The sequence below is a fragment of the Apilactobacillus sp. genome (genome assembly GCF_025290035.1).
Taxonomy (GTDB): domain Bacteria; phylum Bacillota; class Bacilli; order Lactobacillales; family Lactobacillaceae; genus Apilactobacillus.
The window spans coordinates 89,570-104,592 of sequence record NZ_JAMBKT010000002.1 but is presented as its reverse complement, the minus strand read 5'-3'; the positions used below and the strand labels follow the sequence as shown (position 1 = coordinate 104,592).

Here is a 15,023-nt window from a genome sequence, read left to right as displayed (position 1 = left end):
TTTAATCTGTTTAGAAGAAGTTATGACACGGTACCACCATTATTGAAACAACACGATGTTGATCGTCGTTATCAAAGGCTTGGGGTACAAATTCCGTTAGGGGAAAGTTTAAAAATGGCTTCTGATCGTTTGATGCCTTATTGGGCAGACCAAATCGCACCGAAGTTATTGGACAACCAAAACCAATTAATTGTAGCGCACGGTTCAATTTTAAGAGCGTTAATCAAGTATTTGGATAACATTGATGATAGCGAGATTAATCAAGTCGAAGTGCCCAACGGCAAACCGATTATTTACCAGTTTGATGAAAAACTGAAGGTTATTAATAAAAAGACAATATAAAAAGAGTTGATACATTGTATCAACTCTTTTTTGTTGGTTTATTTTTCAAAGAAAGCAAGAGTTCCCATTGGATCCCATGGATCTAAAACAACAGGGTCTTTTTCTTGAGAAGCGTTATCGGCTTCTGATAAGTATTTCTTGTTAATAACTACTTGGTAGGTGAAACGTCTGAACCATGATTCACTCATAACAAAGTATCCTTTTGAACCAACCTTGTTACCCCATGAGTTTTCAACTTTCCACTTAGTTGGTTTACCATCAACGATATCAACACCAGTGATAACCATAGCGTGGTTCATAACACTTTGGTGGAAGTCTAATTGTTCAGCCTTGCTCATACCTAAATCAATGTCGAATAATTCGCCTTTAGAGTAAAGAGCATCATCCATAATTCCTTTTTTACGATCTGATTCTTTAGCAACATCGCTTCCGAACCAAACGCTTTCACCATTCTTTAGTTGAGTAATAGTTAGTTCTTCAAGTTTATCCATTTCTAAGTTTAAATGTTTAACTTGACGACCGTTAATGACATTACCCAGCATATCAACAGTGTATGTATTGTCATAAGGCTTGTCTTCAGTAGGTGAGTTAATGATTGATACATAATCTTCTAAGTTTAAGTTAACGTATTTATCGAAGAACTTCTTAGGAGTTAAATCGTTATCAACATGGTATTCATGTTTTTCATCACGATATTCAAAGTTAAATGTTGAAACAGGTTCACCAAATGCGTATACCAAGACACGGTAAATTTCACTTAGCATATCGTCTTTTGCTGCTTGAACATCTTTGCCATCATTGGCAAGTTCACGAAGCTTAATTGCATCGATTCTTAACTTTTGGTTTAGAACAGCATTTAGTTCTGAAGTATCATTACTATTTGCAGTTTCAACCATTGCTGATTGAGGAGCAACCCCGTATTTTTCGATTACGGCACATAACATGTCCCATTGACCACCATCTTGTTGAGGTGAATCTAATAACCAAGAAACACGACGACTAGTTAAAGGTTGGTCTGCAGTTCTAATAATGTTTTCTAAGAACCAGTTACATTTTTCAAACTTATCCCAAAATGTAGTGTAGATTTGTGATAATTCAAAATCACCAGATAGGTTAAAGTTCTTAGCTAAATTATGACGCATAGTATTTAAAGCAGCGAAAATCCAGCAACGACCACTGTGTTGTTGGTTTGATACTTCACCAGTATCAACTTCCACCGAAAAAATTGGCTTCATGTTAGCTTCAGATTCGAAATTTGCGGCAGTTGAGTTAATACCATTGTGGCTAATAGCTCTTTGCATTACCTTAGCTTCTTGACGATTTTTTAAATCGCTTTGATATTTTTGGATATTTTCATTACTAATACTTTCTGACATCATCAGACCTCCTATACTTTTCTCATATTATAGCACTGGTTTCTCATTAATTAAACGTAAAATAAAAAGAATCATAATGATAAAGTAAGTTAATCATTATGATTCTAAGGTTTAGTTTGATTAGAAAAAAATTAGATTTTTAATTTCTTTTAGCTTCAAAAGTTTCGCAGTGATCTTCATGACCAACGATAACCATATCAACAACATCTAGGAATAAACCATGTTCAACGATTCCAGTCATGTTATTTAGAATGGTTTCTAGTTCATGAGGACGTTCGATGTAGCCAAGGTTTAAATCGATAATGTAATTATCGGCATGGGTTAAAACGTGTCCACCTTTGGCGTTAGTTCTAAAAGTAGGGTGATAACCCATTTTATCTAGACGATTGAATAGGTGAGTGCTTCCATAAGGGGTAACTTCTAGAGGAAGTGGGAATGAGCCTAAGTTCTTAGCCATCTTAGTGGCATCCACAATCCAAATATTGCGATCAGAGTTGATAGCGACAATCTTTTCGCGAAGATGAGCAACCCCACCACCTTTGATTCCTTGGAAATTTTCGTCGATTTGATCAGCACCATCAATGGTTAAATCAATATGATCAACATCATCGATACTTTTAACGTCGATTCCTAAATCGCGAGCACGTTTTGCTGAACGATTTGATGTGGGAACTCCAATGATTCGGAGACCTTCTTCTGCAACTCGTTGTCCCAATGCATCCAACAAGTATTTTACAGTTGAACCGGTACCTAAACCAACAGTCATACCATCTTCGATGTACTTAACTGCCTCTTGTCCGGCCATTTTTTTCATTAATTCTTTGTCCATAATCAGGTTCCCCTCTATAATTTCGGTAAAACGATTAAATCAGTTTGGGATGATTAATATCCAAACAACAGTTTCGAAAAAGGTATCAAATACCTTACTAATACATAATATAATTTTCTATGGTTAGGGCGTGTTTGTCAAATAAAATATTTGGATTTAATTGACACCAGATTTTCTGTCCAATCAGTAGTATAATAATAGTAATACTAAAACAGGATGTGTAGAGATGAAAAGAGGATTTGAAGTAGTTTCAAAATACAAGAACGATGGGATTAACTTACCATATCGTTCAACACAACAAGCTGCCGGATACGATATCGAAGCAGCGAGCGATTTTGTACTTCCATCAATTTGGAAGTTAGGATTTTTAAAAGTTTTATGGGCGCTTAAACATCAACAAGATGTTTCTGAAGAAGACATGCAAAAAGCTAAGGACGTTTTGAGACCATTACTTGTACCAACTGGAATCAAAGCATACATGCAACCAGACGAAATGCTAGTAATTGCTAACAGATCAAGTGGACCACTTAAAAGAGGGATGGTCCTACCAAACGGGATTGGAATTGTTGATGCAGATTACTACAACAATGAAAGCAATGAAGGGGAGTTATTTGTACAAATGACTAACTTTGGATTGCTTGATAGAAAGATCAAGAAGGGTGACAGAATTGCGCAAGGTATTTTCGTCCCATTCTTGACAACCGATGATGATGCTAACAAAGGTACCACTAGAATTGGTGGATTTGGATCATCTGGAGAATAAGTTTTTAACGAAAGGAAATTAACGTGGCTAAAGTTAAGACACAATTTGTTTGTGAAGAATGTGGATACATTTCACCTAAATATTTAGGCCATTGTCCTAACTGTGGAAAGTGGAATACATTTGAAGAACAAACCGTGCAAAAAGAAACCTCAAGTTTAAAATCAAGCCATCGAATGGATTTCAATGGCAAACAAACTCAACCACAATTAGTTAAAGATGTTAAGTTCGAAAAAGAATCAAGATTTGAAACAGATTCTAAAGAGTTTAATCGAGTGTTAGGGGGCGGAGTTGTTCCGGGCTCTTTGATTTTAATCGGTGGGGATCCTGGAATCGGGAAGTCAACATTGCTTCTACAAATTTCAGGACAACTTAGTGAGAAGAATCAAAAGATTTTATATGTATCTGGTGAAGAAAGTGCTAGTCAAATTAAGCTTAGAGCGGAAAGACTAGCAGTTAACGGTGCAAATATGTACCTTTATCCTGAAACTGATATGGGTGCAATTAGAAGTGCCATTGATGAGATTCAACCAGATGCAGTCGTAATCGACTCCGTTCAAACCATCTCCGAACCAGATGTTGATTCAGCAATCGGTTCAGTTTCTCAAGTTCGAGCAATTACTGCTGATTTAATGTCCATTGCCAAGACAAATGGAATTACAGTTTTTGTTGTTGGACACGTTACTAAGGGTGGTTCATTAGCTGGACCAAAGACGTTAGAGCATATGGTGGATACTGTTTTATATTTTGAAGGAGATATGCACCATTCATACAGAATTCTACGAGCTGTTAAAAACCGTTTCGGTTCAACAGACGAATTAGGAATCTTCGACATGCAAGAATCTGGATTACAAGAAGTTGCTAATCCTTCAGAAGTATTCTTAGAAGAACGTTTGCAAGACGCTAACGGTTCTGCGATTGTGGTTTCAATGGAAGGGACTCGTCCCATTTTAGTTGAAATTCAAGCGCTGGTAACTCCATCTGTATTTGGTAACGCACAAAGAACTGCAACTGGAATCGATAGAAATAGGGTTGCGGTTTTGATGGCCGTATTAGAAAAACGTGCTGGATTGATGTTACAAAATCAAGATGCGTTCTTAAAAGCCGCTGGTGGAGTGAAATTAAATGAACCAGCAATCGATTTAGCAGTTGCAATCAGTGTGGCTTCAAGTTACAAGAATAAAGGAACTGATCCTGCAGAGTGTTATATTGGTGAAATTGGATTGACCGGAGAAATTAGAAGGGTTAATCGAATTGAACAACGAGTTTTAGAAGCTCAAAAGTTAGGCTTTAAGCGTGTGCTTGTTCCTAAGCACAACTTATCTGGATGGACTGCTCCAGATGGAATTGAAGTAGTCGGGGTATCAACATTATCCCAAGCGATAAAAATGGCTTTGAAGTAAGATAACTAGCGAGGAAAATAAAAAATGAAAACATTCGATAAATATACAGTGATACAACTAATATTCATAATATTAGGAGCAACACTTGGGGTGATTTACTTGCCAGTGTTATGGCATGCAATTTGGTCACACCCATCACACATATTAAATAATGCCTTTGTTGATTCATTAATTGGAGCATTGGTGTTTTTCTTAATCTCATTATTTGCCGTTAAGAGAGTAATTTTTACATTGGTAAGAACAGAAAAATATTTATCTTCTAAGAACCCACTTTATGTTTTAATGGGAACAATTGGAATGATTATTGGACTTGTTTTGGCCATCTTGATTTCGATTGTTTTATTTAGAACTAAGTACCTAATTACTAACTTAATCTTGCCAGCATTACTTATGATCGTTTTTGGTTACTTAGGATTTATCTTAGGAACTACCAAATTAAACGACTGGAAAAAGATTTTTGGCATGAGTATTAAGAAGGCGAGCGGTTCAGTTAGTGCTACCAATGGGAATGAAGCAAAGTATAAAATTTTGGATACCAATATCTTAATTGATGGTCGTATCTATGAAGTTGCTAAAACCGGTTTTATTGAAGGAACCTTATTAGTGCCAAAATTTGTTTTATACGAATTACAATATATTGCGGACTCATCAGATAGTCAAAAGAGAATCCGTGGTCGTCGTGGTTTAGATATTTTAAATAAATTACAGACTGAAAAAATTATGCCAATTGAAGTTACTGACAAGGACTTTGAAGATATTAAAGAAGTTGATAGTAAGTTAATTCATTTAGCGAAAGATGTGAATGGTTCAATCATCACTAACGATTACAACTTAAATAAAGTAATCCAATTCCAAAAAGTTAATGTGTTAAACATTAACGAATTAGCAAGCTCATTGAAACCACGTTTTGTTCCGGGAGAACATCTAGAAGTTATGATTCTTAAAAAGGGAACTGAACGTAGCCAAGGGGTAGCATTCTTGGATGACGGAACAATGGTAGTTGTTGAAGAAGGAAAGAACCATCTAAACGAAAGACTTTCAGTTGAGGTAACTAGTTCAATTCAAACAGATGCAGGTAAAATGATTTTTGCCAAAATCGATGAATAAATAAAAAATTATATAAACGGATAGATTTAATGCTACCCTTTATTTTTGCTGATAATAATTGTAAAATTAGAATGTTATTCTATGAATTTATACAAAAGAAGAGGAGAAAATATCATTGGCTAATAAGAAAATTCGTGTTAGATATGCACCAAGTCCAACCGGACATTTACACATTGGTAATGCTAGAACAGCAATTTTTAATTACCTATTTGCTAGACATAATAAAGGTAAGTTTATTATCCGTATCGAAGATACTGATACTAAGCGAAACGTAGCTGATGGTGAGAAAAGTCAGTTAGACAACTTAAAATGGCTTGGCTTAGATTGGGATGAAGGTCCAGATAATCCAGGAAAATTCGGTCCTTACAGACAATCAGAAAGACGATCAATTTATGATCCATTAATTCAACAATTGTTGGATGAAGACAAAGCATACTACTCATACAAAACCGAAGAAGAACTTGAAGCAGACCGTGAAGAACAACGTGCTAAAGGAATCATGCCACATTACGAATATGAATATGCTGGTATGTCTCAAGAAGAAATTGAAAAATCAATGGCTGACTCAGAAGCTAAAGGTTTAAAACCAGTTATTCGTTTCAGAGTCCCTAAGAACAAAGTTTACGCATGGGATGATGTTGTTAAAGGTCATGTTGAATTTAACTCAGACACTATCGGTGGAGATTTTGTTATCGTAAAACGTGATGGAATGCCTACTTACAACTTCGCGGTTATTATTGATGATCATGAAATGCAAATTTCACACGTCTTTAGAGGAGACGACCACGTTGCTAATACACCTAAGCAATTAATGATGTATGAAGCATTTGGTTGGGAAGCTCCAGTATTCGGTCACATGAGTTTAATTACTAGTGCCGATACCGGTAAGAAGTTAAGTAAACGTGATGAATCAATCATTCAATTTATCGAACAATACCGTGATTTAGGATACCTACCAGATGCAATGTTTAACTTCATTACATTACTAGGTTGGTCACCTCAAGGTGAAGATGAAATCTTCTCTCAAAAAGACTTCATCAAGATGTACGATGAAAATCGTTTAAGTAAATCACCAGCCAACTTCGATAATAAGAAGCTAGAATGGATTAACAACCAATACGTTAAGTCAGCTGACGAAGATGTTGTAATGGACTTAGCATTACGTCAATTGATTAAGAAGGGTAACTTACCTGAAAATCCAGATGCTTTAACTATCGAATGGGCACGTAAGTTAATTAACACTTACAAGCAACAAATGAGTTACATGGCTCAAATTAATGAAATGGCTGACGTATTCTTCAACGAACCTGCTGAAGTATCTGGTGAAGCTCTTGAAGAAATTCAAAATGAAACTGCACCAGTCGTATTAAAAGCATTCGCTGAAAAGATTAAAAAAGCCCCAATCTTAGATACTGTTGAAATTCTAAAAGCAATTAAAGAAATTCAAAAAGAAACTAAGATTAAGGGTCGTCAACTATGGATGCCAATCAGAATTGCCGTTACTCACGAAAGTCACGGACCTGAACTACCTGAATCAATCGAATTGATTGGTAGAGAAAAGGCATTGAAACATATTGATGAAACATTAAAACAAATCAATCAATAATAAAACTAGTCGCACTAAAGCATGCTTTAGGCGGCTTTTTTATTTGAATTTATCCTAATATATAAGCTATTCTTATGATAGAATTGTATAAGAATAAAAAATAGAAATAGAGGTGCCATTAATGCTAAGGATCTATAATACATTAACTCAAGAAAAAGACGTATTTAAACCAATTAAGCCAAGAACGGTTGGTATGTATGTCTGTGGTCCAACAGTATACAACTATATTCATATTGGAAACGCGAGAAGTATTGTTGCATTTGATACTATTCGTCGTTACTTTGAATATTGTGGTTACCAAGTTAACTATATTTCTAATTTTACCGATGTGGATGATAAGCTAATTAATGAAGCGAAAGCAGAAAATACTACCGTAAATGAATTAGCGGACAAGTATATTGAAGCTTATAAAGAAGATGTTAAAGCGCTTAATGTAGAACCAGCAACAATGAATCCTAGAGCGACCGATAATATCGACGGGATTATTGATTTCGTAAAATCATTAGTTGATCAAGGTTTTGCGTATGAAGTGGATGGTGATGTATATTACCGTGCCAGAAAATACGCTGATTATGGCCATTTAGCACATCAAAGTATTGATGATTTAGAATCAGGTGCGAGTCAACATGTCAGTGACGATGAACTAGCTAAAAAAGAAGATCCTATCGATTTTGTTCTATGGAAAGCTGCGAAGCCAGGCGAAATTTCATGGCAATCACCTTGGGGTGAAGGTCGACCAGGATGGCATATTGAATGTTCAGTAATGTCAACTAAGTATTTAGGTGACACGATTGATATTCATGGTGGTGGTGAAGATTTGAAATTCCCTCATCATGAAAATGAACGTGCACAAAGTGAAGCCAAAACTGGCCATAAGTTTGTTAACTACTGGATGCACAATGGTTTTGTGACAGTAGGTGATGACAACGAAAAGATGAGTAAATCATTGGGTAACTTCGTTACTGTGCATGACATCGTTAAGGAAGTGGACCCACAAGTTGTTCGTTTCCTAATGTCTACTACCCAATATCGTCGTCCAATTCAATACAACCAAGCAAACCTAAAAGCAGCGGAAAATAACTTAAATAAGTTAAAGAATGCTTTTAACAATTTGAATTACCGTTTAGTAGATGCTGGTGATGTAGATGACATTAAATTAGAACAAGAAATTCGCCAAATCCAAGCTGATTTTCAAGATGCAATGGATGATGATTTTAATGCGCAAAACGGAATCGATGCTGTCTATGAATTAGCCAAATTAGGTAATTTATATGCAGAAAGACCTGAAGTGGGTGCTGGAACTGTTAAGTTAATTATCGATAAATTAGTTAAAATGTCATCTGTTTTTGGTGTGATTCTAAAAGAAGAAAAACTTGATGATAGTGAAGTTGAAGGTTTGATTGAAGAAAGAAATCAAGCTCGTAAAAATAAGGACTTCGCTAGAAGTGATGAAATTAGGGATCAATTGAAAGAACTTGGGATTATTTTAGAAGATACAGCTCAAGGAACCCGTTTTAGAAGGGAATAAATAATGGAAAACAACATTGATTATAAACAGTTGAATGGAATCGCGTTAGCATATTTAGGCGACTCTGTGTATGAAGTGTTTATTAGAAAACACCTATTAAACTTAGGAATTAACAAGCCTAATCGTTTACAAAAAACTGCTAGAAAGTACGTGTCTGCAAAGGCACAAGCAGCATTAATTCAACTTATGTTAGAAGATGAAATTTTAACTGAGGAAGAAGATGCCGTTTTTAAACGCGGAAGAAATGCGAAAAGTTATACTCATGCTAAAAATACAAGTGTATTAACATACCGTTTTTCAACCGGTTTTGAAGCAATGATGGGATACCTATCACTAACACAACAAAATGAACGATTATCTGAATTAGCACAATGGTGCATTGAACAAGTAGAAGCAGGGAGGCCACAATATGAAAACTAGCGATCAAAGTGAATTTATTATCGGACGTCATCCGGTCGTTTCCGCATTAAGAGGGAAACAAGAAATCAACAAGGTCTTTTTGCAAAATGGAATTAAAAAAGATGAAAAAAGTATCGAAGAAATTATTAAGTTAGCAAAACAAAAGCACTTAGTCATTTCTACTGTACCAAAGCAAAAATTAGATTTATTATCTGATAATCAAAATCACCAAGGAGTAATCCTTTCAATTTCACCATACAAGTATGCAACGGTTGATGAATTGTTTGATAACTCAGAAAAACAAGATGTTCCACCATTCTTCTTGATTTTAGATAACATCGAAGATCCACATAATCTAGGATCAATCATTAGAACTGCTGATGCTGCAGGGGTAACCGGAGTTATTATTCCTAAACACCGTGCAGTTGGATTAACTTCAACTGTTGCGAAAACTTCTGCTGGGGCAATTGAAAGAATCCCAGTAGCACGAGTAACTAACCTAGTTAACACTGTTAATGAATTAAAAGAACGTGGTGTTTGGGTATTTGGTACAGATATGAAGGGATCAGATTATAGAAGATGGGACGCTAAAGGCCCAGTTGCTGTAATTATTGGTAATGAAGGAAAAGGAATTTCACCATTATTGAAAAAGAATGTAGATGAAATGTTAACTATTCCAATGGTAGGTCAATTACAAAGTTTAAACGCTAGTGTTGCTGCTAGTTTATTAATGTATCAAGCTTATAACTCAAGAAATCCATTATAAGAGGGTTTTAAAAATGAAAAAACAATTACTGTTGATTGATGGATACAATGTAATTGGTAGCTGGCCTGAATTGAATAAACTAAAGTTAGAGGACAGATTAGCTGACGCTAGGGATGCTTTAATTCATACGATTTCTGAATATAAAAAATATCGTGACGTCGATATGAAAATTATCTTTGATGCGATGTATGTACCTGGATTATCTAAAAAAGATAATAAATATGATTTAGATATTATATGGACTAGTAAGGATGAGACTGCGGATAGTTATATTGAGGCTTATGCTCGTCAAAAACAATCTAGATTCGTGCAAGTAGTAGTAGTTACTTCTGATCAAGCTGAACAATGGACTGTCTTTTCTGCAGGAGCATTGAGAATATCATCGCGTGAATTATTAAGGGATGTTCAAAGATCAAAGAAAGAGATTAAATCACATGTTAAGAATTATTCTAATCAATTAACCGCACAACGACTAACTTGGTCGGATGATCAGTTGTTAAGATTAGAAAAATTACGAGATAATCTTTCTAAAGATTAAAATTCTAAATGAATATTAATTTACATCAATGTTTTATAAACGAACGAAAGTTCGCTTGCTTATAAACTCAAGCTTATTTAAATTTATCTATGCACTTATAATTAAGTTATAGGGGTTTAGTAAGAGGCGTATGAAGATTAAAAATATTGATAAAGAATTAATAACGGATTTTAAGAATAATAGAAATGAAGAGGCTTTGAAAGAATTGTTTAACAAGTACAAGCCACTTGTAAATAAAGTGTGGAGTGGCTATTACTTAACAGACATGGACATTGATGATTGGTATCAAGAAGCAATGCTGGTAATGATCAAGAATATTAAAAATTACAGCTTTGAACGAAATGCTTCTTTTGGAACTCTCTTCAAAATTAGTTTGAAAAATCACTTGTTTGACATTTTAAGAAGAAGCAATGCAAAGAAAAGAATGCCAGCAGATAAACTAGTTTCATATAGTGCAAATGAAACTATCTATAATAATAGTTTAAAAGATGGCGTTTATATGCATCCGGAAGAAACAATTAAGTTGAAAGAGTGCATAGAAAAGCTTTCAAATGAATTGTCACCAATGGAGTTAAAAGTTGCGCATGCAATGTTAATGCAGATTTGTGAGGGCAACAGCGATAAAATGGACGAGCTTCGCTGTAATCTGAATAAAACTCATAGTGACAAGACTCTTGAAAATTGCATTAGTCGGTTAAAAATCAAACTAAAAAAGGTACTTAAAGCTACTTATCGTTAATATTTGTTTCGTTGACTAGTAAAAATATAAATGATATTATGAAAGCATTAAAGTCTGGGAGTAATCAGAAATGTCACAAAAGAAAATTGCTTTACAATGTGCAGTTTGTGGTTCCAGAAATTATACGACTACGGTCGGTAATAACCATGACAATCGATTAGAAGTAAAAAAATATTGTAAGCATTGTGCTAAAGCTACAATGCATAAGCAAACGGTATAAAAGCGGGGGAAAACGATGAAGTTATTTAAATTCTTTAAGAGTGTTGGTACTGAAATGAAGCTAGTTGTATGGCCAAACGGTCACCAAACTAGAATCGATACAACTATCGTAGTATCAATGTCAATTATTTTTGCAATCTTCTTTGCAATCGTTGATTGGGCAATTCAATCAGGATTGCTATATATTTAAATTAGTGTTTAAAAATTTTCACAATAGTGATATTATAATGATAGTTTAAAACTTCGTGAGTACGGAGTTTTTTTATTTTGGAAAAATATAAGGGAGTTAATCATAATGGAATCAGTAGAAAAACAATGGTATGTAATTCATACTTACTCAGGTTACGAAAACAAAGTTAAGGCTAACCTTGATTCACGTACTGAATCAATGGGAATGTCTAACTTTATCTTTAGAGTAGTTGTTCCTGAAACTGAAGAACACGAAGTTAAAGACGGTGTTGATAAAGTTAAGATGGACAAAACATTCCCAGGTTACGTTTTAGTTGAAATGGTTATGACTGACGAAGCATGGTACATCGTTAGAAATACTCCAGGTGTTACTGGTTTTATCGGATCACATGGTCAAGGTAGTAAACCAACTCCATTGTTACCTGATGAAGTAGAATTAATTCTAAGTCGTATCGGTGTAGCACAAGAAAAACAAGAACTTGATGCTGAAATTGGTGACACTATTACTATTATTGATGGTGCATTCGCTGACTTAACTGGTAAGATTATTGAAAAAGACGATGAAAAGGCTAAGCTAAAGGTTAATATCGACATGTTCGGTCGTGCAACCACTGCTGAATTAACATTTAGCCAAGTACAACCAATTAGATAAAAAATGGGTTGTTAATTATAATTAAACGTGATATATTATATTTTGTATGTTCACGCATACTCAAGTGGGAGGAGAAATCTCATCTCCAATTTTTACCACACACGGACTTAAGGAGGTATGTCTCGTGGCTAAAAAAGTAGCTAACGTAGTTAAATTGCAAATTCCTGCGGGTAAAGCAACACCTGCTCCTCCAGTTGGACCTGCATTGGGTCAAGCTGGTATTAACATTATGGGATTCACTAAGGAATTCAACGCTCGTACTGCTGATCAAGCAGGATACTTGATTCCAGTTGTGATTTCTGTATATGAAGATCGTTCATTCGATTTCATTACTAAGACACCACCTGCTTCAATTCTATTGAAGAAGGCTGCTGGTGTTGAACATGGTTCTGGTGAACCAAACACTAACAAGGTTGCTAGTGTAACTAAGGACCAAGTTAAGGAAATCGCCGAAACTAAGATGAAAGATCTAAACGCAGCTGATGTTGAAGCCGCAATGCGTATGATCGAAGGTACTGCTCGTAGTATGGGATTCACTGTTGAAGGCTAATTTTTAATTAGTTTCTATACTGTAGTACCATAACACCTATATTTAGGTGTTATGTGGGAGGTTTATCCGTTACAACCACAATTGCAAGGAGGAAAACACTGATGGCTCAAAAAAGAGGTAAAAAGTATCAAGACGCTTTAAAGCAAGTAGACCGTAACAAGGCTTACTCTGTTGAAGAAGCTGTTGATCTTGTAAAGAAAATTGATTTCGCTAAGTTTGATTCAACTGTTGAAGTTGTATTTAACTTAAATGTTGACACTAAACAAGCTGATCAACAATTACGTGGTGCTGTTGTCTTACCAAACGGTACAGGTAAAGACCAAAAAGTTGTTGTATTTGCTAAGGGTGACAAGGCTAAGGAAGCTGAAGAAGCTGGCGCAGATGTTGTTGGTGACGCAGAATTAGCTGATAAAATCCAAAACGGTTGGTTAGACTTTGATGTTGCTATTGCAACACCAGACATGATGGCTCAAGTTGGTCGTCTAGGTCGTGTTCTTGGACCAAAGAACTTAATGCCAAACCCTAAGACTGGTACAGTTACTATGGATGTTAAGAAAGCCGTATCTGATTCAAAATCAGGTAAGGTAACTTACCGTACTGACCGTGACGGTAACGTTGCTGTTATTATTGGTAAGTCATCATTCGACACTGACAAGCTAGTTGGTAACTTCAAGGCTATTGAAGACTTGATTGTTAAGAACCGTCCAGCTTCAGTTCGTGGTACTTACATCGCTAACTTATCAGTTTCGTCAACTTTCGGACCTGGTGTGAAGGTTGATCTAGAATCATTCTAAAGTTAAGTAATTAATTTGGAATTTAAAAATCCCTATTGACCAAGCTTTATATGTATAGTAAAATACTATTTGTTATAAAATTGATATCTACCTAAGACTTGGGTGGTACTTGTACCTTAATATCCCAACGAGGACACTTAAAACGGTTTCTCTATGTCTAGGTGGCATAGGGATTTTTTATTAAATCCCAAAAAATATTGGGAGGTGAAACAATGCCAAAGAAAGAAGTAATCGACGCCAAAGCTAAACGTGTAGAAGAAGTTACTGAACAATTCAAGAACGCTACTACAGCTATTGTAGTTAACTACCGTGGTTTGAACGTTGCTGAAGTAACTGACTTACGTAAGCAATTACGTGATGCAGGCGTTTCATTCAATGTTATCAAGAATAACATTGCTGTACGTGCATCTAAAGAAGCAGGTTACGAAGAATTAGGTGATTTATTCAAGGGTCCTACTGCCGTAGCATTCTCTGATGAAGATCCTATTGCTCCAGCTAAAGTATTGAAGAGCTTTGCTGACAATACTGAAGCTGTTGAAATTAAGGGTGGTATCCTTGAAAGTAAGGTATCTACTCTTGCTGAAATTGAAGAATTCGCTTCATTACCAAGTCGAGAAGATTCAATTTCAATCCTTGCAAGCATGTTACAATCACCTGTTCGCAAGTTTGCTATTGCTGTTAAAGCAGTTGCAGAAAAGGGCGATGGCGACGTAGCCTAAGCTCAACAAATAAAATTATAACTATCCAAATTGGAGGAAATTAAAATGGCTTTTGATAAAGATAACATTATTGAACAAATTAAAGAAGCTTCAATCTCAGACCTAAACGACTTAGTTAAGGCTATTGAAGAAGAATTCGACGTTACAGCTGCAGCAGCTGCTGCTCCTGCTGCTGGTGGTGCTGCTGGTGCCGCTAAAGACTCATTCACTGTAGAACTAACTTCAGCTGGTGACCAAAAGGTTAAGGCTATCAAGGTTGTACGTGAAATCACTGGTCTAGGTCTAAAAGACTCAAAAGACCTTGTTGATGGTGCTCCTTCAGTTATCAAAGAAGATGCTAAAGAAGACGAAGCTAACGACATCAAAGCTAAGCTTGAAGAAGTTGGCGCACAAGTTACTCTTAAGTAATTTAAACCTTTTCAAAAAGACACATGTTTATCATGTGTCTTTTTTTGTACATAAATTAGATATAAAACCTTGTTATGTTAATTATAAATTGAGATAATG

Annotated in this window: 19 protein-coding genes and 1 other annotated feature; of the genes, 17 read left to right on the top strand and 2 right to left on the bottom strand. The window is 35.4% G+C overall.

Features of this window, described 5'->3' with window-relative positions:
* The coding region (locus M3005_RS01845) for a 2,3-bisphosphoglycerate-dependent phosphoglycerate mutase (protein ID WP_293793187.1) at positions 1 to 342 on the top strand (342 nt) is incomplete at its 5' end.
* A gap of 38 nt (positions 343 to 380) precedes the next feature.
* Here M3005_RS01845 and M3005_RS01840 read toward each other — a convergent pair.
* Entirely contained in the window at positions 381 to 1,718 is a 1,338-nt protein-coding gene (locus M3005_RS01840; RefSeq protein WP_293793185.1) for a C1 family peptidase, read from the bottom strand.
* 139 nt (positions 1,719 to 1,857) lie between these two features.
* Positions 1,858 to 2,547 carry a ribose-5-phosphate isomerase RpiA gene (rpiA, locus tag M3005_RS01835; RefSeq protein WP_293793184.1) on the bottom strand — a complete coding sequence of 230 codons (690 nt, stop codon included), beginning with the start codon at positions 2,545 to 2,547 and terminating at the stop codon, positions 1,858 to 1,860.
* Between the two features lie 226 nt (positions 2,548 to 2,773).
* Between rpiA and M3005_RS01830 the strand changes: the two genes are divergently transcribed.
* From M3005_RS01830 to rplL, 16 genes are all read left to right on the top strand, one after another.
* Positions 2,774 to 3,310 (top strand): dCTP deaminase/dUTPase family protein, encoded by a 537-nt coding sequence (locus M3005_RS01830; RefSeq protein WP_293793182.1) that lies wholly within the window; start codon positions 2,774 to 2,776, stop codon positions 3,308 to 3,310.
* Positions 3,311 to 3,333: 23 nt separating this feature from the next.
* Positions 3,334 to 4,710 carry a DNA repair protein RadA gene (gene radA / locus M3005_RS01825; protein ID WP_293793180.1) on the top strand — a complete coding sequence of 459 codons (1,377 nt, stop codon included), beginning with the start codon at positions 3,334 to 3,336 and terminating at the stop codon, positions 4,708 to 4,710.
* Positions 4,711 to 4,734: 24 nt separating this feature from the next.
* Positions 4,735 to 5,817, top strand: coding sequence for a PIN/TRAM domain-containing protein (locus M3005_RS01820; protein ID WP_463670941.1), 1,083 nt, complete (start codon positions 4,735 to 4,737; stop codon positions 5,815 to 5,817).
* Between the two features lie 115 nt (positions 5,818 to 5,932).
* Entirely contained in the window at positions 5,933 to 7,423 is a 1,491-nt protein-coding gene (gltX, locus tag M3005_RS01815) for a glutamate--tRNA ligase (protein ID WP_293793175.1), read from the top strand.
* 121 nt (positions 7,424 to 7,544) lie between these two features.
* On the top strand, positions 7,545 to 8,951 hold the full coding sequence (gene cysS / locus M3005_RS01810; RefSeq protein WP_293793172.1) for a cysteine--tRNA ligase: 1,407 nt from the start codon (positions 7,545 to 7,547) through the stop codon (positions 8,949 to 8,951).
* Positions 8,952 to 8,954: 3 nt separating this feature from the next.
* Entirely contained in the window at positions 8,955 to 9,371 is a 417-nt protein-coding gene (locus M3005_RS01805; protein ID WP_293793170.1) for a Mini-ribonuclease 3, read from the top strand.
* Positions 9,361 to 10,116, top strand: a complete 756-nt coding sequence (gene rlmB / locus M3005_RS01800) for a 23S rRNA (guanosine(2251)-2'-O)-methyltransferase RlmB (protein ID WP_293793169.1) — start codon at positions 9,361 to 9,363, stop codon at positions 10,114 to 10,116. Before M3005_RS01805 ends, rlmB begins: the two co-directional genes overlap by 11 nt.
* 13 nt (positions 10,117 to 10,129) lie before the next feature.
* Positions 10,130 to 10,654: an NYN domain-containing protein gene (locus M3005_RS01795; protein ID WP_293793167.1), complete on the top strand. Its 525-nt coding sequence runs from the start codon at positions 10,130 to 10,132 to the stop codon at positions 10,652 to 10,654.
* Between the two features lie 130 nt (positions 10,655 to 10,784).
* On the top strand, positions 10,785 to 11,393 hold the full coding sequence (locus M3005_RS01790; RefSeq protein WP_293793166.1) for a sigma-70 family RNA polymerase sigma factor: 609 nt from the start codon (positions 10,785 to 10,787) through the stop codon (positions 11,391 to 11,393).
* Positions 11,394 to 11,463: 70 nt separating this feature from the next.
* Positions 11,464 to 11,613: a 50S ribosomal protein L33 gene (rpmG, locus tag M3005_RS01785; protein ID WP_293793165.1), complete on the top strand. Its 150-nt coding sequence runs from the start codon at positions 11,464 to 11,466 to the stop codon at positions 11,611 to 11,613.
* A gap of 15 nt (positions 11,614 to 11,628) precedes the next feature.
* Positions 11,629 to 11,802 (top strand): preprotein translocase subunit SecE, encoded by a 174-nt coding sequence (secE, locus tag M3005_RS01780; protein ID WP_053949724.1) that lies wholly within the window; start codon positions 11,629 to 11,631, stop codon positions 11,800 to 11,802.
* A 102-nt stretch (positions 11,803 to 11,904) separates the two neighbouring features.
* A complete protein-coding gene (gene nusG / locus M3005_RS01775) occupies positions 11,905 to 12,453 on the top strand; it encodes a transcription termination/antitermination protein NusG (RefSeq protein WP_293793220.1) in 549 nt (182 codons plus the stop codon).
* Between the two features lie 124 nt (positions 12,454 to 12,577).
* Entirely contained in the window at positions 12,578 to 13,003 is a 426-nt protein-coding gene (gene rplK / locus M3005_RS01770; RefSeq protein ID WP_034531902.1) for a 50S ribosomal protein L11, read from the top strand.
* Positions 13,004 to 13,104: 101 nt separating this feature from the next.
* Positions 13,105 to 13,797 carry a 50S ribosomal protein L1 gene (gene rplA / locus M3005_RS01765; RefSeq protein ID WP_053949726.1) on the top strand — a complete coding sequence of 231 codons (693 nt, stop codon included), beginning with the start codon at positions 13,105 to 13,107 and terminating at the stop codon, positions 13,795 to 13,797.
* Positions 13,798 to 13,869: 72 nt separating this feature from the next.
* Positions 13,870 to 13,985 (top strand) — a sequence feature (ribosomal protein L10 leader region).
* Positions 13,986 to 14,009: 24 nt separating this feature from the next.
* Positions 14,010 to 14,516, top strand: coding sequence for a 50S ribosomal protein L10 (rplJ, locus tag M3005_RS01760; protein ID WP_293793122.1), 507 nt, complete (start codon positions 14,010 to 14,012; stop codon positions 14,514 to 14,516).
* Positions 14,517 to 14,561: 45 nt separating this feature from the next.
* A complete protein-coding gene (gene rplL / locus M3005_RS01755; protein ID WP_053949728.1) occupies positions 14,562 to 14,924 on the top strand; it encodes a 50S ribosomal protein L7/L12 in 363 nt (120 codons plus the stop codon).
* Positions 14,925 to 15,023: the final 99 nt, after the last annotated feature.

Bases quoted from the DNA above. Each gene is read 5' to 3' on its own strand.
- rpiA (WP_293793184.1), bottom strand. From the start codon at position 2,547: ATGGACAAAGAATTAATGAAAAAAATGGCCGGACAAGAGGCAGTTAAG.
- rplL (WP_053949728.1), top strand. From the start codon at position 14,562: ATGGCTTTTGATAAAGATAACATTATTGAACAAATTAAAGAAGCTTCA.
- rlmB (WP_293793169.1), top strand. From the start codon at position 9,361: ATGAAAACTAGCGATCAAAGTGAATTTATTATCGGACGTCATCCGGTC.
- rplA (WP_053949726.1), top strand. From the start codon at position 13,105: ATGGCTCAAAAAAGAGGTAAAAAGTATCAAGACGCTTTAAAGCAAGTA.
- M3005_RS01805 (WP_293793170.1), top strand. From the start codon at position 8,955: ATGGAAAACAACATTGATTATAAACAGTTGAATGGAATCGCGTTAGCA.
- M3005_RS01820 (WP_463670941.1), top strand. From the start codon at position 4,735: ATGAAAACATTCGATAAATATACAGTGATACAACTAATATTCATAATA.
- M3005_RS01830 (WP_293793182.1), top strand. From the start codon at position 2,774: ATGAAAAGAGGATTTGAAGTAGTTTCAAAATACAAGAACGATGGGATT.
- M3005_RS01790 (WP_293793166.1), top strand. From the start codon at position 10,785: ATGAAGATTAAAAATATTGATAAAGAATTAATAACGGATTTTAAGAAT.
- cysS (WP_293793172.1), top strand. From the start codon at position 7,545: ATGCTAAGGATCTATAATACATTAACTCAAGAAAAAGACGTATTTAAA.
- secE (WP_053949724.1), top strand. From the start codon at position 11,629: ATGAAGTTATTTAAATTCTTTAAGAGTGTTGGTACTGAAATGAAGCTA.
- M3005_RS01795 (WP_293793167.1), top strand. From the start codon at position 10,130: ATGAAAAAACAATTACTGTTGATTGATGGATACAATGTAATTGGTAGC.
- rplJ (WP_293793122.1), top strand. From the start codon at position 14,010: ATGCCAAAGAAAGAAGTAATCGACGCCAAAGCTAAACGTGTAGAAGAA.
- rpmG (WP_293793165.1), top strand. From the start codon at position 11,464: ATGTCACAAAAGAAAATTGCTTTACAATGTGCAGTTTGTGGTTCCAGA.
- M3005_RS01840 (WP_293793185.1), bottom strand. From the start codon at position 1,718: ATGTCAGAAAGTATTAGTAATGAAAATATCCAAAAATATCAAAGCGAT.